The organism is Micromonospora sp. DT233 (assembly GCF_049841815.1).
Classification (GTDB): domain Bacteria; phylum Actinomycetota; class Actinomycetes; order Mycobacteriales; family Micromonosporaceae; genus Micromonospora.
The window spans coordinates 147,987-166,496 of record NZ_JBNCLB010000014.1; the positions used below are offsets into that span (position 1 = coordinate 147,987).

The 18,510-nt window shown below is 71.8% G+C and carries 21 protein-coding genes and 1 pseudogene; 11 read left to right on the top strand and 11 right to left on the bottom strand.

Annotation, left to right across the window (positions count from 1 at the left end):
* Positions 1–203: 203 nt before the first annotated feature.
* The 3 genes from ACLQ2V_RS23835 to ACLQ2V_RS23845 all read right to left on the bottom strand — a co-directional run bounded on the left by ACLQ2V_RS23835 (position 204) and on the right by ACLQ2V_RS23845 (position 4,115).
* Positions 204–2,060: an acyl-CoA dehydrogenase gene (locus ACLQ2V_RS23835; protein WP_425720782.1), complete on the bottom strand. Its 1,857-nt coding sequence runs from the start codon at positions 2,058–2,060 to the stop codon at positions 204–206.
* Positions 2,061–2,209: 149 nt separating this feature from the next.
* Entirely contained in the window at positions 2,210–3,337 is a 1,128-nt protein-coding gene (locus ACLQ2V_RS23840; RefSeq protein ID WP_425720783.1) for a PP2C family protein-serine/threonine phosphatase, read from the bottom strand.
* A 124-nt stretch (positions 3,338–3,461) separates the two neighbouring features.
* The gene (locus ACLQ2V_RS23845) at positions 3,462–4,115 is read right to left on the bottom strand and encodes a septal ring lytic transglycosylase RlpA family protein (RefSeq protein WP_425720784.1); all 654 of its coding nucleotides are present in this window, start codon (positions 4,113–4,115) and stop codon (positions 3,462–3,464) included.
* A 175-nt stretch (positions 4,116–4,290) separates the two neighbouring features.
* On the opposite strand from ACLQ2V_RS23845, the gene ACLQ2V_RS23850 reads away from it, so the two are divergent.
* Together ACLQ2V_RS23850 and ACLQ2V_RS23855 are read left to right on the top strand one after the other, a co-directional pair.
* Entirely contained in the window at positions 4,291–4,839 is a 549-nt protein-coding gene (locus ACLQ2V_RS23850) for a phosphoribosyltransferase family protein (protein ID WP_425720785.1), read from the top strand.
* A 69-nt stretch (positions 4,840–4,908) separates the two neighbouring features.
* Positions 4,909–6,060, top strand: coding sequence for a questin oxidase family protein (locus tag ACLQ2V_RS23855; RefSeq protein WP_425720786.1), 1,152 nt, complete (start codon positions 4,909–4,911; stop codon positions 6,058–6,060).
* Positions 6,061–6,129: 69 nt separating this feature from the next.
* On the opposite strand, the gene ACLQ2V_RS23860 is transcribed toward ACLQ2V_RS23855, so the two are convergent.
* The 3 genes from ACLQ2V_RS23860 to ACLQ2V_RS23870 form a co-directional block, all read right to left on the bottom strand.
* Positions 6,130–6,645, bottom strand: a complete 516-nt coding sequence (locus ACLQ2V_RS23860) for an alpha/beta hydrolase (protein WP_425720787.1) — start codon at positions 6,643–6,645, stop codon at positions 6,130–6,132.
* Positions 6,646–6,751: 106 nt separating this feature from the next.
* Positions 6,752–7,642, bottom strand: coding sequence for an LLM class flavin-dependent oxidoreductase (locus ACLQ2V_RS23865; protein WP_425720788.1), 891 nt, complete (start codon positions 7,640–7,642; stop codon positions 6,752–6,754).
* A gap of 38 nt (positions 7,643–7,680) precedes the next feature.
* Entirely contained in the window at positions 7,681–8,238 is a 558-nt protein-coding gene (locus ACLQ2V_RS23870) for an NUDIX domain-containing protein (RefSeq protein WP_425720789.1), read from the bottom strand.
* Between the two features lie 63 nt (positions 8,239–8,301).
* Between ACLQ2V_RS23870 and ACLQ2V_RS23875 the strand changes: the two genes are divergently transcribed.
* From ACLQ2V_RS23875 to ACLQ2V_RS23890, 4 genes are all read left to right on the top strand, one after another.
* Positions 8,302–8,940, top strand: coding sequence for an SAM-dependent methyltransferase (locus ACLQ2V_RS23875; RefSeq protein WP_425720790.1), 639 nt, complete (start codon positions 8,302–8,304; stop codon positions 8,938–8,940).
* Between the two features lie 78 nt (positions 8,941–9,018).
* Complete coding sequence (locus tag ACLQ2V_RS23880) at positions 9,019–9,591, top strand: GNAT family N-acetyltransferase (protein WP_425720791.1); 573 nt, start codon at positions 9,019–9,021, stop codon at positions 9,589–9,591.
* Between the two features lie 41 nt (positions 9,592–9,632).
* Positions 9,633–10,007, top strand: a complete 375-nt coding sequence (locus tag ACLQ2V_RS23885; RefSeq protein ID WP_425720792.1) for a VOC family protein — start codon at positions 9,633–9,635, stop codon at positions 10,005–10,007.
* A 166-nt stretch (positions 10,008–10,173) separates the two neighbouring features.
* On the top strand, positions 10,174–10,722 hold the full coding sequence (locus ACLQ2V_RS23890) for a dihydrofolate reductase family protein (protein WP_425720793.1): 549 nt from the start codon (positions 10,174–10,176) through the stop codon (positions 10,720–10,722).
* A gap of 157 nt (positions 10,723–10,879) precedes the next feature.
* Here ACLQ2V_RS23890 and ACLQ2V_RS23895 read toward each other — a convergent pair whose 3' ends face one another.
* Together ACLQ2V_RS23895 and ACLQ2V_RS23900 are read right to left on the bottom strand one after the other, a co-directional pair.
* Positions 10,880–12,106, bottom strand: a complete 1,227-nt coding sequence (locus ACLQ2V_RS23895) for a hypothetical protein (RefSeq protein WP_425720794.1) — start codon at positions 12,104–12,106, stop codon at positions 10,880–10,882.
* The gene (locus ACLQ2V_RS23900; protein WP_425720795.1) at positions 12,093–12,626 is read right to left on the bottom strand and encodes a SigE family RNA polymerase sigma factor; all 534 of its coding nucleotides are present in this window, start codon (positions 12,624–12,626) and stop codon (positions 12,093–12,095) included. The genes ACLQ2V_RS23895 and ACLQ2V_RS23900 overlap by 14 nt, the downstream gene beginning before the upstream one ends.
* A 270-nt stretch (positions 12,627–12,896) precedes the next feature.
* On the opposite strand from ACLQ2V_RS23900, the gene ACLQ2V_RS23905 reads away from it, so the two are divergent.
* From ACLQ2V_RS23905 to ACLQ2V_RS23915, 3 genes are all read left to right on the top strand, one after another.
* Positions 12,897–13,796: a hypothetical protein gene (locus ACLQ2V_RS23905; protein WP_425720796.1), complete on the top strand. Its 900-nt coding sequence runs from the start codon at positions 12,897–12,899 to the stop codon at positions 13,794–13,796.
* Positions 13,793–13,918, top strand: a complete 126-nt coding sequence (locus ACLQ2V_RS23910; RefSeq protein WP_425720797.1) for a hypothetical protein — start codon at positions 13,793–13,795, stop codon at positions 13,916–13,918. The genes ACLQ2V_RS23905 and ACLQ2V_RS23910 overlap by 4 nt, the downstream gene beginning before the upstream one ends.
* 240 nt (positions 13,919–14,158) lie before the next feature.
* The gene (locus ACLQ2V_RS23915) at positions 14,159–15,136 is read left to right on the top strand and encodes a hypothetical protein (protein ID WP_425720812.1); all 978 of its coding nucleotides are present in this window, start codon (positions 14,159–14,161) and stop codon (positions 15,134–15,136) included.
* Between the two features lie 93 nt (positions 15,137–15,229).
* Here ACLQ2V_RS23915 and ACLQ2V_RS23920 read toward each other — a convergent pair.
* Positions 15,230–16,392, bottom strand: a pseudogene (locus ACLQ2V_RS23920) (IS110 family transposase); the annotation flags it as partial.
* 411 nt (positions 16,393–16,803) lie between these two features.
* Positions 16,804–16,944 carry a hypothetical protein gene (locus ACLQ2V_RS23925; protein ID WP_425720798.1) on the bottom strand — a complete coding sequence of 47 codons (141 nt, stop codon included), beginning with the start codon at positions 16,942–16,944 and terminating at the stop codon, positions 16,804–16,806.
* 499 nt (positions 16,945–17,443) lie between these two features.
* Here ACLQ2V_RS23925 and ACLQ2V_RS23930 point away from each other — a divergent pair, with 499 nt between their 5' ends.
* Entirely contained in the window at positions 17,444–17,782 is a 339-nt protein-coding gene (locus ACLQ2V_RS23930) for a hypothetical protein (RefSeq protein WP_425720799.1), read from the top strand.
* A 4-nt stretch (positions 17,783–17,786) separates the two neighbouring features.
* Entirely contained in the window at positions 17,787–17,978 is a 192-nt protein-coding gene (locus ACLQ2V_RS23935; RefSeq protein ID WP_425720800.1) for a hypothetical protein, read from the top strand.
* 248 nt (positions 17,979–18,226) lie between these two features.
* Here the strand turns inward: ACLQ2V_RS23935 and ACLQ2V_RS23940 are convergent.
* A partial coding sequence (locus ACLQ2V_RS23940) for a hypothetical protein (protein WP_425720801.1) occupies positions 18,227–18,510 on the bottom strand: 284 nt, incomplete at its 5' end.

An 18,510-nucleotide genomic window follows, 5' to 3' on the forward strand; every position in this document is an offset into this window, starting at 1 on the left:
GACGACGGGAGACGGCGACCACGACCCGGCCAGGACGAGCGGGACGGGACGCAACGGCCGGGGTGAGACGAGACGGCCAGGACGACACGGGACGGGTCGGTGAACATGGCGAGGCACGAGGGCGGCGAACGCCGTACCCGGCCCGGACACGCAGCGGCCGGCGAGCATCGCGCGCGCCGGCCGCCGGGTGCCGCAGGATGTCCCTAGAAGGCCTCCTCCGGGAGGTCCATCAGGTCCAGGTCGACGTTCTCGATGATCCGCCGGTCCGCGCCGATCCTCGGCAGCACCTCGCGGGCGAAGAACTTCGCCGCGGCCACCTTGCCGGTGTAGAACGCCTTGTCGGCGGCGGAGACCTCGCCGCCCAGGGCGCGCAGGGCGACGTCGGCCTGACGCTGGAGCAGCCAGCCGACGACCACGTCACCCAGCGCCAGCAGGAAGCGCCGGCTGGCCAGGCCGACCTTGTGCAGCGCCCGCGTGTCGCCGGACTGCGCCTCGCCCAGCCAGCCGGTCAGCACGCCGACCATGCTCTGGACCTCGGCGAGCGCCTTGCCCAGCGCCTGCCGCTCCTGCTTGAGCTGGCCGTTGCCGCCCTCGGAGGTGATGAACTCCTGGATCTCGCCGGCCACCGTCAGCAGGGCCTTGCCCTTGTCCCGGACGATCTTGCGGAAGATCAGGTCGAGGCTCTGGATGGCGGTGGTGCCCTCGTAGAGGGTGTCGATCTTGGCGTCCCGGACGTACTGCTCCAGGGGGTAGTCCTGGAGGAAGCCGGAGCCGCCGAACGTCTGCAGCGCCTCGTGGCCGAGCAGCTCGTACGCCCGCTCGGAGCCGACGCCCTTGACCAGCGGCAGCAGCAGGTCGTTGACCCGCTTGGCGACCTTCGTCGCCTCGTCGTCGCCGGCCGCCTCGGCCAGGGTCACCCGGTCCTGCCAGGAGGCGGTGTAGCAGACCAGGGCGCGCAGGCCCTCGGCGTACGACTTCTGCAGCATCAGCGAGCGGCGCACGTCCGGGTGGTGGGTGATGGTGACCCGGGGCGCGGTCTTGTCGGCCTGCTGGATCAGGTCGGCGCCCTGCACCCGGTTCTTCGCGTACTCCAGGGCGTTGAGGTAGCCGGTGGAGAGGGTGGCGATGGCCTTGGTGCCGACCATCATCCGGGCGTACTCGATGATCATGAACATCTGCCGGATGCCGTCGTGCTTGTCGCCCAGCAGCCAGCCCTTCGCCGGCACGCCGTGCTCACCGAAGGTCATCTCGCAGGTGTTGGAGACCTTGATGCCCATCTTGTGCTCGACGTTGGTGGCGTAGACGCCGTTGCGCTCGCCCAGCTCGCCGGTCTCGGAGTCGAAGTGGTACTTCGGGACGACGAAGAGCGACAGGCCCTTGGTGCCCGGGCCGCCGACGCCCTCGACGCCGACCGGGCGGGCCAGCACGTAGTGGACGATGTTCTCGCTCAGGTCGTGCTCGCCGGAGGTGATGAAGCGCTTGACGCCCTCGATGTGCCACGAGCCGTCCGGCTGCGGCACGGCGCGGGTGCGGCCGGCGCCGACGTCCGAGCCGGCGTCCGGCTCGGTGAGCACCATCGTGGAGCCCCACTGCTTGTCGACGAGGAGCCGGGCCAGCTTCCTCTGCTCCTCGTTGCCCTCGACGTGCAGCACGTGCGCGAAGGACGGGCCGGAGGCGTACATCCAGACGGGAGCGTTCGCGCCGAGGACCAGCTCGCCGAGGGACCACCAGAACGCGCGCGGGGCGTTCGTGCCGCCCAGCACGGAGGGCAGGTCCAGCCGCCAGAACTCGGCGTCCATGTAGGCCCGGAACGACTTCTTGAACGACTCGGGCAGCGGGGCGGTGTGGGTGGCCGGGTCGAAGACCGGCGGGTTGCGGTCGCTGTCGGTGTAGCTGGCGGCCAGGTCCTCGCGGGCGAGGCGGTCCATCTCGGCGAGGATGCTGCGCGCCGTGTCGACGTCGAGATCCGAGAACGGTGCCTGACCGAATGTGCGGTCCGCCCCGAAGACCTCGAACAGGTTGAACTCGAGATCCCGCAGGTTGCTCTTGTAGTGGGTCATGCTGCTGGCCCCGCTTCCGGACAGGCGTTACCGATCAGTAACCCCGACTGTATTACTCGCCGGTAGCCACGGACAACCCAACGCCAGAAGTGACGGCAATTACACACCGGAGCTTCACCTGTCCCGCCCGTCGCCGGGCCGCCGGGCCCTCATGCCTCGGCGGCGCCGACCTCCCAGCTCGGCACCGGGGCGGTCGCCACGCTGCTCGGGCCGGCGTACTCCATCAGGACCAGGGCGATGTCGTCGTCGAGCCGGCCGTGGACCCACTCGACCAGGGCGGTCTCCAGCGAGGCCAACCCGTCGCCGACCGTCCCGTGGCCCAGCAGCCGCCAGGCCCGGTCCGCGGTCGGGAAGAACTCGCCGTCCCGGCGGGCCTCGCCCAGGCCGTCGGTGAACAGCAGCAGCCGGTCACCGGGCTCCAGGCGCTCGACCCGGGGCCGGACCACCGGCATGAAGCCCAACGGCGGGGCCGGCGCGGGCGGATCCAGCGAGATCACCCGGCCCCGGCGCAGCAGCAGCGGCGGCGGGTGGCCGCAGTTGACGATGGTCAACGTCCCGCCGCGTTCCTCCACCAGGGCGGCGGTCACGAAGTCCTCGTCGCCGACGTTGCGGGCCACCGCCCGGTCCAGGTCGGTCACCACGGCCCGCAGGTCGGCCCGCTCGTACGCCACGTGCCGGTAGGAGCCGAGCACGATGCTGGCCAGCCGGACGGCGTCCAGCCCCTTGCCCCGTACGTCGCCGATGATCATGCGGACGCCGTACGGGGTGTCGATCGCCTCGTACAGGTCGCCGCCGATGACGGCGGTCGCGGTCGAGGAGATGTAGCGCCCGGCCACCGCCAGGGTGCCCACCTGCGGGCCGAGCGGGCGCAGCACCGCCTGCTGGGCCACCGTCGCCAGCTTGGAGAGCTCGGCGATCTGCTCGGCCTGCCGTTGCCGCACGGCGGCCACCACCGCCGCGATCGCGGTGGACAGCGCGATGCCGGCCACGTTGACCGCCGTGACCAGCGACATTCCCGGCTCCATGAGGGCGAAGGTGGACCCGATGGCGGTGGCCATGACCCCCACCCCGAGCACGACCCGCCAGGAGGCGAGCGCGGCGGCGAGGAAGGGCGCGGCGACCATCAGCGCGATGTAGTGCGCCGGCCGGCCGTCGGCCGACTCCACCGCGGAGACGATCGCGAGCAGCGCGAGGGCCGCGCCGAGGCCGGCGCGGGATCCGGGGCTCAGCGGGCCTCGGCCCGACTGAAAGGCATGGGTGCGTACGAGGGACAGCATGACTGATGGAGTTGGGCGGGTGAATCCGCCTGGCCCGTCGTTCGAGGATGTTCTGCCCGGCCGGGCCGCGCCAGCGGGCTGATCGGCACCGTCGGGCCCGCTCGGGGCCGCCTCGGTCGACGGATCAGCGCAGGACCTCGTACTTCACGGTCAGCGCGCCGACGTCGACCGAGGCGATGGCCGCGAAGGCGGCCCGGGACAGGTCGATGCAGCGCCCGTCGATGAAGGGGCCCCGGTCGTTGATCCGGACGGTGACCGACTCACCGTTGCCCGGGTTCGTCACCCGGACCTTCGTACCGAAGGGCAGGGTCTTGTGGGCGGCGGTCAGCGCGTCGGGGTCGAAGGTCTCCCCGTTGGCGGTGAGCTGCCCGTCGGCGTAGAAGGAGGCGCCGCAGGAGCCGCTGTCGACCACCTGGCTGGTCGGGGCCGCCTTCTTCGTCGTGGCGGCCGGCTTCTTCGTCGTGGCCGCCGGCTTCGGGGCGGCGGTGCGGGCCTTGCCCCGCGAGGCGGCCTGGCTCCGGCCCGCCTGCGGCTCGGCGGTGGCCGTGGGCGACGGGTCGGCGCTCGGCGACAGGCTGGGGCTCGGCGGCGTCGAGGGCGCGGCCGGGACGCTCGCCGGGATCTCCGCGACGGTCGGGCGGGGGGTGGCCGACTCGCCGGAGGCGAGCTGGACGGCGCCGACGGTCCCGCCGACGGCGAGCGCGACGCCGACGGCGGCGGTGGCCGCGATGCCGGTCGGCGAGGTGAACATGCGGATGCGGGAGTGCCTACCAGCCACGGGCCGGTCCTTTCGTCGGGGAGCAGGAACCGCGTCGGACCGTAACGAGAGAAGCACTTCCGAAGTCAACGTGATCATGTGATATGAGGTGATTTAACCGCATACGTGTAGCCGATCATCCGAGGCCGGGTGGCCCGCTCGGCCCGGCCGGCGACGGCCCGCCAGGATGGGTGACATGCCCGCTGAGCTGACCGAACGACTCGTCGAGCTGTTCCGCTGGGTCGATCCCGGCCCGCAGAGCGCCCACCTGGTCAGCGACGTCTCCGGCTGGTGGCGGGACCCGGCGGTCCTGGCCGCGCTCGGGCCGGCCCTGGCCGCGCCGTTCCGGGCCGCCCGGCCGACGGTCGTCCTCGCCCCGGCGGTCACCGGCGTACTGCTCGGCCCGCTCGCCGCGACCGCGCTCGGCGTGGGCTTCGTGCCGGCCCAGAAGGCGGGGGACGGGCGCGTCCCGGCCGGGGCGACGACCTGGGCGCAGAGCCCGCCGGACTTCCGGGGCCGCCGGGTCGAGCTGGGCGTACGGGACCGGCACCTCGGCCCCGACGACCGGGTGCTGGTGGTCGACGACTGGGTGGCCACCGGCGCCCAACTCCACGCCCTGTACGCGATCTGCGCCGCCCGGGGCGCCGAGGTGCTCGGCACCTCCGCCGTGGTCGCCGACTGCCCGCCCGCCGTCGCCGCCGACCTGCGGGTACGCGCCCTGCTCGACGCCGCCCGACTCGACTGACCCCCGCCCGTCGACGCGACGTTCACGCCTATTGACCTGAAGCGAACTTCATGTTCGACGATCCGAGGCATGGACGACGGGATTCTGAACGAGGCGTACGGACGACTGCACCGCACCGGCCCCGAGTACGAGGGCTGGCTCTCCAACCACGGGCCGATGGCGGCCGAGGCGCTGATCCGGCACGGGCACGCAGACCGGGTGCACCGCTGGCTGGACGCCTACCTGGGCCGCCTGGACGAGCTGCCGCGCGGTCTCCGACCGATCGACGACTGGCGCGACGCCCTCGGCGACCCGAAACGCTCCGGCGACTGGCTGGCGCACTTCGACCGGGAACTGCGCGAACGCCCCTGGCGGGAGGTCCTGGGCACCTGGTGGCCCCGCCTGCTGCCCGGCATCGCCGCCGGTGCCACCCACGGCGTCATCCGGATGGGGCACGCCGTGCGGGCGCTGCGCGCCGACGAGGCCAGCCCGGTCCGGCTCACCGAGCTGGGCCAGGCGCTCGGCTACTGGACCGCCCGCTGGCAGCCGGTGCCGGGTGTCGACGCGACCGACCCGCGAACCCGGGACGCCGAGCGAACCCGCGACGCCGCGCAACTCGGGGACGCCGCGCAGACCGGGGACGCCGCGCAGCTCGGGGACGCCGCGCAGCTCGGGGACGACGAGCCAGCCCGGCGGCTCGGGGTGGCCGCCGCGCTGGCCGGGCTGCCCCGGATCGCCGACCGCACCGGCGGCATCCGCGACCGGCTGGCGCGGCTGCCCGACGTACCAGACTGGTCGGCCTCGCTGGCGGCGCTGCGGCCCGCGCGGACCCCCGCCGAGGCGCAGCGGGGGCTCGTTGAGCTGGCGCACCGGGCCGGCCTGGACTACCTGCGGTACGGGCACGCCGAGCCGGTCATGCTGGTGCACGCGGTGACCGCGCCGACGGCGGTGAGTCGCGTCCTGCCGGCGCTGGACCCCGACCTGCGGGACGCCGGCCTCTGGGCGGCGAGCCTCGCCGCGGCCTGGTCCGCGACGGCGGCGGTGACCGCCGTGTACGCCGACCCGGCCGGCAGCGCGCCCCCGGCGGTGACCCCCGGCACCCCGGCCGAGGTCTTCGACCGCGCCGCCCGGCACGGCGACGCGCACGTGGTGAAGCTGGCCGACGCGGTGCTCGACGCCCACGCGGCGACCGGCGACGAGCGGGTCCTGGCGGCGGCCGGCTACGCCGGGCAGCTCATCTGAACCCCCGCCCCGCCGGCTCACCGCCCGCCGGCCGACTACACCGCCCGACGCCGGCCGGTCAGCGCCCGGTCAGCCGAGGAAGCGCTCGACGGCCGTGCAGACCCGGCCCAGCACCTCGGCCGAGCGGGCCAGCGGGCCGGGCACCAGCAACCCATGGTCGGCCCCGTCGATCTCCAGCACGTGCGGGGTGAGCCGGCGGGCCGCCGCGCCGTCCCAGGCGTCGTCGGCGGTCCCGCCGACCAGCAGGAACGGCGCCGTCGCCCGCGCCAGCGGCTCCGCCACGTCGGCCCGGTGCAGCAGTGGGGTCAGCCAGACCGCCGCCAGCCCACGCTGGGCGGCGATCGGGGCCGCGAAGCTGCCCAGGGACTTGGCGACCAGCAGGTCCGTCGGCTCGGTCAGCGCCGGGGCGACCTGCTCGGCCACCCAGGGGGCCGCCCGGTCCAGGCCCAGGTCCGGCGGGACCTGCCAGCTGATCTCGTGGGTGCCGAAGCCGATCCGCCGCAGGGCCTCCCCGACGTACGCCAGCAGCGGCGCACGGGTGTCGTAGCCCCGCCCCGGGATGAGCACCGCCCGCCGATCCGCCATCGCCCCGCTCCTCACCGCCTCGACCTGTCGACACCGTAGCGCCCCCGGCACCTCCAGTGACGCAGGCAGGCGGCGGCGGGTAGGTGGCGGCGGGCGGCGGATCGGCTCAGGAGCCGGGCAGGCGTTGCAGCTCGGGCAGCAGCCGGGTGGCCACGTCGACCAGGATCGCCTCGTCACCGGCGTACCAGCTGCTGGCCCGGGGCCAGTGCGTCACCACGTCGGTGAAGCCCAGCGCGGCGGCCCGCCCGACCTGCTCGGCGAAGAAGTCCGCGCTGCTCAGCGAGAAGACCGGGGCGGAGTCGAGGGAGAGGTAACGGTCCAGGGTGGCCGGGTCGCGGCCGGCCTCGGCCAGCGTGCGGTCCATCCCGGCGGAGATGTCGGCGACGGTGCCCCACCAGCCCTCCAGGTCGTCACCGCCCGCGCCGATCGTCACCCAGCCCTGCCCGAACCGGGCCGCCAGCCGCATCGAGCGGGGGCCGTTGGCGGCCATCACGAACGGCACCCGGGGCGCCTGCACGCAGCCCGGGTTGCTCCGGGCGTCCACGGCGGCGAACCACTCGCCCCGCCAGGTCGTCCCGTCGTCGCGCAGGATCAGGTCGAGCAGCTCGGCGAACTCGGCGAGCCGGTCGACGCGCTGGCGCGGCGACAGCGTCTCCCCGCCGAGCACGGTCGAGTCGAAGCCGATGCCGCCCGCGCCGAGGCCGAGCAGGAACCGGCCGCCGGAGATGTCGTCGAGGGCGGTGACCTGCCGGGCGAACGCCGCCGGGTGCCGGAAGTTGGGCGAGGCGACCAGGGTGCCGAGCCGGATGCGGGAGGTCGCCGTGGCGGCGGCGGTCAGCGTGGCCATCGAGTCGAACCAGGGCCCGTCGACCAGGTCCCGCCAGCCCAGGTGGTCGTACGTCCAGGCGTGGTCGAAGCCCCACTCCTCCACCTGCCGCCAGCGGCGCTGCGCCACCGACCAGCGCTGGTCCGGCAGGATCACGATGCCAATCCGCATGACCGCCAGGCTACGGCCTGCCCCGCCCGGGGATGGGTTCAGAGCCGGGACAGCAGCCGGGTCAGGTGCGGCTCGACGGTGCCTGCGGCGGCGGCCCGTACCTCGTCCGGCGTCCACCAGCGGACCTCGCGGAACTCCGCCGGGTCGGGCGTGAGCGGCTGGTCGCGGCGACCGCTGAGCACGTACCAGAGGCTCACGTCGACGTGCCGGTCCTCGGGCCGGCCCACCGTCGTGGTCACCGTCAGGAACGCCGGGCGCTCGCCGTGGGTGGGCGCGAAGACCGCCGGCACGCCCAGCTCCTCCACCACCTCGCGGCGTACCGTGTCGGTGGGGTGCTCGCCGGGCTCGACGTGCCCGCCGGTGGGCAGCCACATCCCCGCGTTGCGGTGGTCGACCAGCAGGAGCGCGCCGTCGTGGTCGTCGCGCAGCAGGAAGTACGCGACCAGGTGCGGCGACGGCGTACGCGGCTTCGCCCGCCGGAAGATGTCGTCGGTCGAGGCCAGCCAGTCGAGGCATTCCGCCCGATGGCGGGCCTCCAGCTCGTCGCCCGGCGGCAACGCCGCCACCATCGCCCGGATCTCGTCCTCCACCCGCATCCGGCCAGTCTCCCCGAGCCGCACGGATCCCGCGTTCCCGCGTCGCCGTGGCATCCTCGGCGGGTGGTGACCCCGACCGACTGGCAGGCGTGGCACGAGCCGTACGCCGACGAGAACTCGCCCCTGTCCCGGCGCCTGCGCCTGGTCCGCAGCGAGATCGCCGCCTGGCTGGACGCCCGCCCCGACGGGCCGCTGACGGTGGTCAGCGCCTGCGCCGGCCAGGGCCACGACCTCATCGGCACGCTCGCCGCGCGCCCCGACGCGCACCGGGTCCGCGCCACCCTGATCGAGTACGACGCCGGCAACGTGGCCGCCGCCCGCTTCGCCGCCGCCCGCGCCGGGCTGACCGGCGTCACCGTCCGGCAGGCCGACGCCGGCCGGCTGGCGGCGTACGCGGGGGCGGTCCCCGCCGACCTGGTGCTGCTGGCCGGCGTGCTCGGCAACGTCACCGACGCCGACGTACGCCGGACCGTGGCCGCGCTGCCGCGGCTCTGCGCGGCCGACGCCACGGTGATCTGGACGCGGACCCGGCGGGCCCCCGACCTGACCCCGGCGGTACGCGGCTGGCTGCGCGACGCGGGTTTCGTGGAGCGGGCGTTCCACGCGCCGGACGGGGTGCTCTTCGCCGTCGGCGCGCACCGCTTCACCGGGACGCCGCAACCGCTGGACGCCGACGCGAAGCTCTTCACGTTCGTCCGCTGACGCTGACGGCACGGTGCCTGCTGATCACCGGCGCGCCAAGGGCATCGGCGGCGGCCACCGCCGTTCTACAGTCGACAAATGCCCTACCTCGCCGCGCCCGTCGTTGCAGCGGGCACGCTGGCGGAGCTCGCCCAGCCCGAGCTCGCCGCCGACGGCGTACTGCTGCGGCCCTGGCAGCCGGCGGACCGCCCGGCCGTCGTCTCCGCGTACGCCGATCCCGCGATCCGGCGGTGGCACTGCCGGTCGATGACCGACGCCGAGGCGCGCGACTGGATCGCCGGCTGGGCCGGCCGGTGGCGGGCGGAGACCGGGGCCGGGTGGGCGGTGCTCGACGCCGGTGAGCTGGTCGGGCAGTTGAGCCTTCGCCGGCTCGTGCTCGCCGACGGGCTCGCGGAGGTGTCGTACTGGGTGCTGCCGGCCGCGCGCGGGCGGCGCGTCGCCCCACGGGCGCTGGCGGCGGTGACGGCCTGGGCGTTCGGCACCCTGGGCCTGCACCGCGTGGAGCTGACCCATTCCACGGCCAACGCCGCCTCCTGCCGGGTCGCGCGGCGGGCCGGCTTCACCGCCGAGGGTACGAAGCGCGGCGAGGGGCTCCACGCCGACGGCTGGCACGACATGCACCTGCACGCCCGCCTCGCCACCGACCCGTGACGGGTGCGCGGGAAAGACGGAAAATGGGTACGGTCGCCGGTATGACGGAACGGCCCCGGTTTACCTTCTCCTGCACCGTGCTCGACTCGCCCGACGCCCAGGAGCTCGCCGCGTTCTACGAACGCCTGCTCGGCTGGTCGCGGCACGACGACGAGCCGCACTGGGTCGAGCTGCGCCCGCCGGGCGGCGGCGCCGGCCTGGCCTTCCAGGCCGAGTCGGCGTACGTGCGGCCGGTCTGGCCGGCCGGCCCCGGAGACCCGCAGATGATGCTTCACCTCGACATCCAGGTCGACGACCTCGAAGCGGCCTCGGCGTACGCGGTGACCTGCGGCGCCACCGTGGCGGACTTCCAACCCCAGGACGACGTACGGGTCATCCTCGATCCGGCCGGCCACCCGTTCTGCCTGTTCCTCTAGTTCGTCGCCCGCTGGTCGAGCGAACGCCTCACCGATCGCCACGCGTCGAACGCCCACGCGGGATGCTTCATCGGGTGCCGGCGGTCGCACCTCGCGCGGACCGGGCTCATTCGATGTCTTTCGGTAACGGCCCTCCGATGTCGGGGGTCGGCGGTACGGTCGCGCGATGCGGCCTCTTCGTTATTCGATCAACGTTTCCCTCGACGGTTGCTGCGATCACCGGGCGCTCCCCGCCAGCGCGGAGACGCATCGGCACGCGACGGCGACTCTGCAGCGGGCCGACGCTCTCCTGCTGGGGCGGGTCACCTACGAGCTGATGGAGGTGGCGTGGCGGCCACCGGCGTGGCCGGGCGCCATGCCGGACTGGACGGCACCCTTCGCCCACACCATCGACGCCGCCAAGAAGTACGTCGTGTCGACCACCCTGGACCAGGTCGACTGGAACGCGGAGCTGCTGCGCGGGGATCTGGCGACGGAGGTCGAGCGGCTCAAGCGGGAGCCGGGCAAGGGCATCTACGTCGGCGGCGTCACCCTGCCGATGGCGCTGGCCGAGCTGGGCCTGATCGACGAGTACGAGTTCGTGGTGCACCCCAGGCTGGTGGGTCACGGGCGGACGCTCTTCGCGGGGCTGTCGGAACACGTCGACCTGAAGCTCGTGAACCGGCTCGAACTCTCGACGGGGGCGGTCGCCATGACGTACGAGCCGAGGAGTTAGCGAGACTGCCGGGTCTGCGGGGACGGCCGGACACGGGCACCTGCCGGAACCGCCGGCAGGTGCCCGAGATCATTTTGTGCCCGGCCCGGAGCCGACCGAAGGTAGAGCGTCGCCCGAACCGCGCAACGCCGCCGCCGGTGGTCCCCGGCGCTGATCTTTACGGCCGGAGGGCGTCCGCCGCAGGGGTCCAGCTCGACTCGTCCATGACGTCGGCGACCCTGATCCCCTTGGCGATCTTCTCCAGCTCGGACTGCGGCAGCCGATTGCCGAGGCCACCGGTGCTGACCTGGAGGACGACATTTCCGTCGGCGCTCCAGATGTTGCAGAAGCCGCCGCTTCCGCGTCCTCCGGCGCGCCGGTCGGACACCTTGTAGCACTTCGTCGCGCCGGGCTCCGGATCCTGGTTCGAGCTGGTGCTCGGCGTCACGAAGATGTGGAACCCGTCCTTGATGGTGCCCTCGCCCGCGTCGTACGGCGCGGTCAGGCCCGAGATGGACGCCGCCGGCTTGGTGTACGTCGCGCCGCCGTAGTCACCGGCGCGGGCCGTGGCGATGCCGCTGAGGCCCGGCATGGCATGCGTGCCGATCTGCAGCGGCGCGTAACCTTCCGGAACGTAGCCCACCGTGAACGGCACCCGGGCCGGCGTCGCCGGGCTGGGCTTCAGGCCCTCGACCAGGCCGCCCAGCTCCTCGAAGCTCGGGGTGGCCTCGTCGCCGGAGTACGACGTGACGGCCGCCCACGCGTTGTCGGCGTACTCCCAGGCGAACAGCTTGTTGCCCCGGTCCGGCCGCTTCTGGGCGTCGAGGCCGACCGGCAGTGTCGCCTGCACGGCCTTGCGCCCGGCCACGGTGACGTTCCTGCCGTCCTTGATCCCGGCGGGGTTGAAGGCACCCGGTCGGTAGACGGTCAGGTACGCCCACAGGCTCGGCTTCGCCCCGAGGGCCTCCTTCTTCTGCTCGATGATGTCGCCCTGAGCCTCGACCTCGTCCTTGGTCATGGGCTTGTCGTTCGAGGTGTGGCCGTCCGAGTAGACGGAGGCGATCTGGTACGCGGTGGACGCCACGATCGGATCCTGCACGTGCAGCGTGCCCGCGTCGTACCCCTTGAAGGTGAAGGTGAACGGCGCGGCCTCGGGCCACTCGACCGCGCCGGCCTTGGACGACGCCGCGCCGGCCGGGGCCGGCGTGCCCTGCTCGGCACCCAGGGTCGGCAGCAGGAACGCGCCCGCGACCGCGACCACGACGAGGCCGGCCGCGCCGGCCGACGCAAGCCCGGCCCGACGACGCCGCTCGGCCCGCCGGCCCGCCAAGATGATGTCGTCGGCGGTTCGGGCCATCGGCGGCTCGTCGCCCGTCACGGCGTCCACCAGATCATGCAACTGCATTGGTCCACTCCTCCATCGGCTTCCCGCTGAGATCGATGCGTTCGTCGGCCAGTGACTCGCGCAGCTTCGCCAAGCCGCGGGAGACCTGGCTCTTGGCCGTGCCCACCGTGCAGTTGAGGACGCCGGCGGTGTCCTCCAAACTCAGACCCAGGTAGTGCCGGAGCACGACCGCCGCCCGCTGCCGGGCCGGCACGGTGCGAAGTGCTACCCGCAGGCGCATCCGCTCGTCGGTCGCACCGGCCGAGTCGCCCACCGTGACCTCCGGCATGGCGTCGCCCGCCGACCGCTCGCGCCGCCAGGACCGACGGGTCTCGTCGATCGCGGCCCGGTAGACCATGGTCTTGGCGTAGAGATCGGGCCGGTCCAGCTTCCGCCAGCGGGGGTAAAGCTTGATCAGCGCGTTGGCCACGGCGTCCTCAGCCGTGTGCCAGTCGCCGCAGGTCACGTACGCCAGCTTGCGCAGCGACGCCATCTCTGACGTCACGAACTCGCGGAACAACTGCTCGTCTTCGGCTTTCACTTCGACTGCCTCCCTGTGACGGAGGTAGAACGGAGCCACCCGTCCGGAGAGTTGCACCGTCCGGAGAAATAGTTGTGCCTCACCGCTCGTGCGGGGGGTTCCGGCTACTCGGACGGATCCTTCCGGGCCGGGGCCGGGGCCGGCGTTCGGGCAGGCGGTCAAGCGGCGCCGAGCGCCGCCGCTTCCTCAAACGGCTTGCCTCGTGTCGGATGATGCCTAGCGATGAGGAAAACCCATGCAGAGCGCAATCGAGCCAGCCTCAGGCGACGGTTGGAGGTCCTGAAACTTCCTGTCCTGGCGCTCAAGCACCATGGATATCTCAAGCCAACGGATCTCTACGAGTGGCAGTCCGAGCCCGAGGCGGTCGGCGTGGGATCGGATGGAACGGCCTTCGCTGTCTGGCCACACCGCCAAGTCGCCGAGCGGAAGCAGGTGACGTCCCACGCAGGTGGCACCGCCATCGTCACCTCGGCGACCGTCGAGACGCCCCTGAAGGTGTCCTTCGTTCAGCCGCTGCCCGGCGGGCAGCTCCTACTCGCAGCCGCCCGAAGCCGACCGGACGCCCCACCCAACGCGCAGATATGGACCAGCGAGGGCCACCTCGTTCGTGCCGGCCACCTCGGTGATGCCATCGAAGAACTCCTGACGACGCCCTCGGGCGATATGTGGGTCGGCTACTTCGATGAAGCAATGGCCGGAAGCGGCCCTCAGACTCACGGCCTCGCCCGCTTCACGGGCGAACTCGTCCCCGACTGGCTCTACCCGGTCAACGCTGGCCTCCCCTCTATATTCGACTGCTACACGCTCAACGTCCATGGGGAGGACGCGTACTGCTGCCCGTACACCGACTTCCACCTGATCTCTGTCGCGGGCGACGTTCCGAGAGACCTGGGTCCCGCGCCCTACCGATCAGCGAATTGCCTCCTGGTGGACGGTGCAGAGGGCGTGCTGATCGGCGGATGGGGTCCGGAGTACGACCTCGTGACGCCGCTTCGCCTCAGCCGCCAAGGCGTCGAGTCCGCAGGTTGGCAGGGCCGGATCGTCCTCCCAGACGGGATGGAGGCACAGCGCCTGCGCTACACATGCCGGGGTCCCGATCTACACGCCTTCATCCGAGACACGTGGTACCGCCTGGCGTTGGATGATCTCACTACAGTTCACGGCTTGTGAGCAACGACATCCGACGGAGATCGGGTGACGAGAAGGCAGTCAAGGCTGCCCGGCGCAAGCCGAGCCAGCACAAGGTCAAGCGGGTCGCCGAGGGCGACGGACCGGCCGCCGAGGCGAGCTAACGGCCCGTCCCTGTTTCAGCATGACCTAGAACCACGGAAGCCCCGGCGGACCATTGGTCCTGACCGGGGCTTCCGTGCGTGGAGCGGGTGACGGGAATCGAACCCGCACTGTCAGCTTGGGAATTGACGATGGGCAAAAATCGGTGCTCCGATCGTTGTTGAACCTGGTCCGCACGATGGATGGAACCCCACCACGACCACGTCTACCGTGGCTCGACAGGCAAACGCGAGGAGGCGGCGGTGAAGCTAGCCGAGCAGGACGTAAGCGGCGTCACACGGCTGTCTCTAATCGCCGCATGGCTCGGCGTGCTGTTGGGAGGATTGATACTAATTCTAGACACTATGTCGTACGAGTTTCGCACCGATACTCCTCGACCGGAGCCCACAGTGTCTCCGAGCGGGCAGGACACGTCGTTGACGACACCGCGCCCCACCCCTCCAAGCGTGTGGAAGCCGTCACCGGGGGTGGAGGTGGATAATGAGCATGGCGAATATATGAAGACTCTACGAGTCGACCGCAATGCTCTTTACAGCGGTACCGCCTCGGCCCGGCTTCACCAGCATGTTGAAGTGGGCAAGTCGTTTCCCCTGGCCTTGGCCGTCTGCGGCAACGAACAACGGGTTTGCGACATCGCCCCGTTCGCTGGCGGGCTGTCCAGTGGTTCGGCACCAGCAGCCCCCGCCCCTGCCGAGAAGGCAGGCGCTTCGAAGGATGTGCCGCTCGGGGCGGTGAAGGTGGGTGGTCGGGTGCAGGTGAAACTGACCTCGTACGGTGGGGACGCGGTGGTGGTCGCTGCGGGCCCTGCCGAACAGGTGATCACCGCGAAGAGCGATGTGGCCGAGTGGCGTTGGTCTGTGACGGCCAAGAACGCAAGCAGGCTGAACTTCCAAATCAGTGTGACGACCCTGCGGGGCGACTCCAATGTCGCCTTGTTTCCAACTCGCTATTTCAACCTGGCTGTTGACGTGAAAGACACCTTCGCGCACCGTACCGGCGTGGTGTTGGGCGGGGCGGGCAAGTTCCTCGTTGGCGCGGGTACGGGGGCGGCGGCGTTGGGGACGGCGATCATCGGTTACCTCACGTACCGGCGGGGCCGGCGGGGCGAGGAGGCGGGGCAGGAATCGGTCGGGCGGGAAAGTGGTCGTCGGGCGGTAAGTGCTGGCCGGGGGAAGGCCCGACCATCTGGGAAGCGTTCCGGGCGGGCGCGACGGCGTTGAAATGGTCGGGTCGGTCCTCGCCGGGGGGGGTGTCCCTATGGGTTTCGTCAAGCGGTGATGGGTGTCGCGGGGCGGGGTTGGTAGGGGAATCTTGTTGCGGAGCATGGCGTGGAGGACGTCGCAGCGGCGCGGGCGAGGCAGGCGAGGCAGATGAGGGCGGCGTTGTGGCGTTTGCCTTCGCCGCGTTTGCGGTCGTAGTAGGCGCGGCTGGTGGGGTCGGCCAGAGCGGCGAACGCGGCGAGGAAGAACGCGCGTTTGAGGTTCTTGTTGCCGCCTCTGGGTGGGTGTTCGCCGCGGATGCTGGTGCCGGAGCGTCGGGTCACGGGTGCCAGGCCGGCGTAGGCGGCGAGGTGGCCTGGGGTCGGGAAGGCGGTGCCGTCGCCGACTTCGAGCAGGATCCGGGCTGCGGTCCTGACGCCGATGCCGGGCATCGAGGTCAGGACCGGGGCGAGAGGGTGCGCATCGAGCATCCTCTCGACCTCGGCAGCGACCTGATCACGCTGGCGTAGGACGTCGCGGAGGCTGTCGGCCAGGCGGGGCAGGATCGTCTCGGCCGCTGTGGTGCCGGGGACGGTGACGGTCTGTTCGTCGAGGGCGGTCATGATCTGCGCGGCGAGTCGGTCGCCCATGCGGGGTGCGTGGGCGGTGGCGATCGAGGTCAGTTTCCGGCGGCCGGCTTTGCGGAGCCCGGCGGGTCCCCCGCAGCGCGACAGCAGTTCCAGGACGGCTTTGTGGTGGACCTTCGGGCCGAGGACCCGTTCCAGGGCCGGATGGATCTGGGTGAGTAGCCCACGGATGCGGTTGGACACCCGGGTGGCCTCGCCGGCGAGGTCGTCGTCGAAGCCGACGAGGACTTCCAACTCGGCCAGGGTCTCGTCACCGGTGTCGACGCGCCGCAGCGTGTGGGGCAGGGTGCGGGCGGCGTCGGCGATGACGTAGGCGTCGCGGGCGTCGGTCTTCGCGGTGCCGGGGTGCAGGTCAGCGATGCGTCGCATGGCCAGGCCGGGCAGGTAGGCGACCTGATGCCCGACCGCTCGTGCCACCGCGACGGGCAGGGCGCCGATCGAGGCAGGTTGGTCGACCACCACCAACACCGGGCCGTGGCGGGCCAGCTTGTCGAACAACTGCCGCAGCCTGGCCTCAGTGTTCGGCAGCGGCGCATCGTGCAACCGTGTGCCGTCCGGGGCCAGCCCGACCGCGTGATGGCCTTCCTTGCCGACGTCCAAGCCGAGGAAGACGCCGTACCCGTTGTTCACCTGCCTGCCTCCACACCTCGCCGCGTGGCCTCGGCCGCTGGTCTGGGCGTCGGACTGCCGGCAGCCACGTTACGAAGAGACCTACCCGAACACGGGTGGCCGTGTCCCTATCAGCGGTCCGCCGACGCCACCCGACCCGGCGACAACACCCCCCCGGATCATCCGAACGACAGGGGCAGACAGTCATACCGGGCCGGGCGACCGAGGAGTCCCCGGCTGGGGACGATCAAAAAGGTAACGGGGGGGGGATCGGTGTGCGCCGGTCAGTCACCATGCACGTCATGGTGGTCGAAGAGGAACAACAGGACAGGTGGCGCGGCAGGTCACGGGACTGGCGGCTGGTCACGGCGGTCCCTGGTGGCCTGGGTTGACCTTGGTTGTCCTGGCCTAATGGCACGCTAATGGCACGGGCTACCCGTCCTCGAACGCCTCGTCATGCCACCGGAAACCGGCCTCGTCGTCCTCGATGCTCAACAAGAACTCGGCCACCGGGCGGCCGTCCGGGTGGGTCATCGTGACGGCGGCCCGCACGGCGTCGTAGGCGCGCTCCATGCCCTCGTCGTCTCCTGCGTCGACGGCAGCACTGTAGGCGACGAAGACGGCCGTAGCGGCACGAGACCGGGTAGCGGGCGGAATCGGCCGTACGTCCAGGGGAAGTCGTGAGTCTGCTCGTCGATCTCGCCGACCAGATCGGCGCGGTGGTACAGCCGCCACACCCTGTCCGCGTCCACCGCGACAGGGTAGGCGGCGCTAGGGCAGTCAGGTCCGGCGCGGTGTGGGCGGCCAGGGAGGTCGAGGGCAAGCCGGCGTAGCCGGTGCGGCAGCCGATCGCCAAAAGCTCGACGGCGCCCGACCACCCTGGCGATCGTCACGGCCTGGTGTGGCCGGCAAGCAGAAGGCGGCGGCGTAGCCGCATCAGGTGGGGGCGGGGCTGTCAGGTCTTGGCGGACGGCAGCCCCGCCCTCTGTCTCTTCCCCCTGCTCGTGACGAGAGAGGTAGTGACGTGTCCAAGCGTAGGCGTTCGCCTGCCCCGAGTCAGCCTCGATACGACGTGGGTCAGTACCGGTTCGCCCCGTCCACCGGCGTGCGTCAACCGGTCACCGTGGGCCTGACCGTGGCCGCCGTCGTCCTCTACGCCAAGCATGGTTGGTCGGGTCTGGTCGTGCCGCTGGTGCTGGCGTCGGCGGTGTCGGCGCTGTGGCGGTGGCGCGATGAGGCGTCGTGGTGGCGGTGGTGCGCGGGGCCGCTGCTCGGCCGGTTCCGGCAGGTTGCCCGTCCTGCCCGAGCTGCTGCGGGTGCGCTCGGATCAGGCCCTCGACCTGCTGACCGTGCCTGCCTCAGCGAACCGGCCGACCACATCCGCACCCGCGTCGACCCGGCCCGGAGGTAACCCGATGTCCCTCAAGCGCTTCTTCCTCGGCACCCACCGACTCAAGCCGCTGCACATCAACCTCAACGACTCCCCGGACCGACTCGCCGCAGCCCTCCACGGCCTGGCCAACATGGTCCACCGCCGCGACGACCTCGACGGCCAACGCATCCGCATCACCCTGACCATCCGCATCCCCGAGGACTACTACCAATGACCCGCCACCGCGCCGAGCCCGGCACGCGGCGTGATCGTTGACCGTGGAATATCGAAGGCCCTGGTTGGGACCGTAGTCCTGACCAGGGCCTTCGCGTTGGAGCGGGTGACGGGAATCGAACCCGCACTGTCAGCTTGGGAATTGACGATGGGCGGCAGGTCATGGGACCGGCTGCCTGGTCACGGCGGTCCCTGGTGGCCTGGGTTGACCTTGGTTGTCCTGGCCTAATGGCACGCTAATGGCACGGGCTACCCGTCCTCGAACGCCTCGTCATGCCACCGGAAACCGGCCTCGTCGTCCTCGATGCTCAACAAGAACTCGGCCACCGGGCGGCCGTCCGGATGGGTCATCGTGACGGCGCCCCGTACGGCGTCGTAGGCGCGCTCCATGCCCTCGTCGTCCCCTGCGTCGACGGCAGCGCTGTAATTCACGAAGAGCGGCCGTAGCGGCTCGAAACCGGGTAGCGGGCGGAATCGGCCGTACGTCCAGGGGAAGTCGTGAGTCTGCTCGTCGATCTCGCCGACCAGATCGG

What these genes read in the sequence shown, in the direction of transcription:
- ACLQ2V_RS23860 (WP_425720787.1), bottom strand. Translation starts at nt 6,645, where the DNA reads ATGGCGGATCGGCGGGCGGTGCTCATCCCGGGGCGGGGCTACGACACC.
- ACLQ2V_RS23890 (WP_425720793.1), top strand. Translation starts at nt 10,174, where the DNA reads ATGCGGCCTCTTCGTTATTCGATCAACGTTTCCCTCGACGGTTGCTGC.
- ACLQ2V_RS23925 (WP_425720798.1), bottom strand. Translation starts at nt 16,944, where the DNA reads ATGGAGCGCGCCTACGACGCCGTGCGGGCCGCCGTCACGATGACCCAC.
- ACLQ2V_RS23935 (WP_425720800.1), top strand. Translation starts at nt 17,787, where the DNA reads ATGTCCCTCAAGCGCTTCTTCCTCGGCACCCACCGACTCAAGCCGCTG.
- ACLQ2V_RS23855 (WP_425720786.1), top strand. Translation starts at nt 4,909, where the DNA reads ATGGACGACGGGATTCTGAACGAGGCGTACGGACGACTGCACCGCACC.
- ACLQ2V_RS23880 (WP_425720791.1), top strand. Translation starts at nt 9,019, where the DNA reads ATGCCCTACCTCGCCGCGCCCGTCGTTGCAGCGGGCACGCTGGCGGAG.
- ACLQ2V_RS23865 (WP_425720788.1), bottom strand. Translation starts at nt 7,642, where the DNA reads ATGCGGATTGGCATCGTGATCCTGCCGGACCAGCGCTGGTCGGTGGCG.
- ACLQ2V_RS23895 (WP_425720794.1), bottom strand. Translation starts at nt 12,106, where the DNA reads ATGCAGTTGCATGATCTGGTGGACGCCGTGACGGGCGACGAGCCGCCG.
- ACLQ2V_RS23840 (WP_425720783.1), bottom strand. Translation starts at nt 3,337, where the DNA reads ATGCTGTCCCTCGTACGCACCCATGCCTTTCAGTCGGGCCGAGGCCCG.
- ACLQ2V_RS23885 (WP_425720792.1), top strand. Translation starts at nt 9,633, where the DNA reads ATGACGGAACGGCCCCGGTTTACCTTCTCCTGCACCGTGCTCGACTCG.
- ACLQ2V_RS23835 (WP_425720782.1), bottom strand. Translation starts at nt 2,060, where the DNA reads ATGACCCACTACAAGAGCAACCTGCGGGATCTCGAGTTCAACCTGTTC.
- ACLQ2V_RS23850 (WP_425720785.1), top strand. Translation starts at nt 4,291, where the DNA reads ATGCCCGCTGAGCTGACCGAACGACTCGTCGAGCTGTTCCGCTGGGTC.
- ACLQ2V_RS23870 (WP_425720789.1), bottom strand. Translation starts at nt 8,238, where the DNA reads ATGCGGGTGGAGGACGAGATCCGGGCGATGGTGGCGGCGTTGCCGCCG.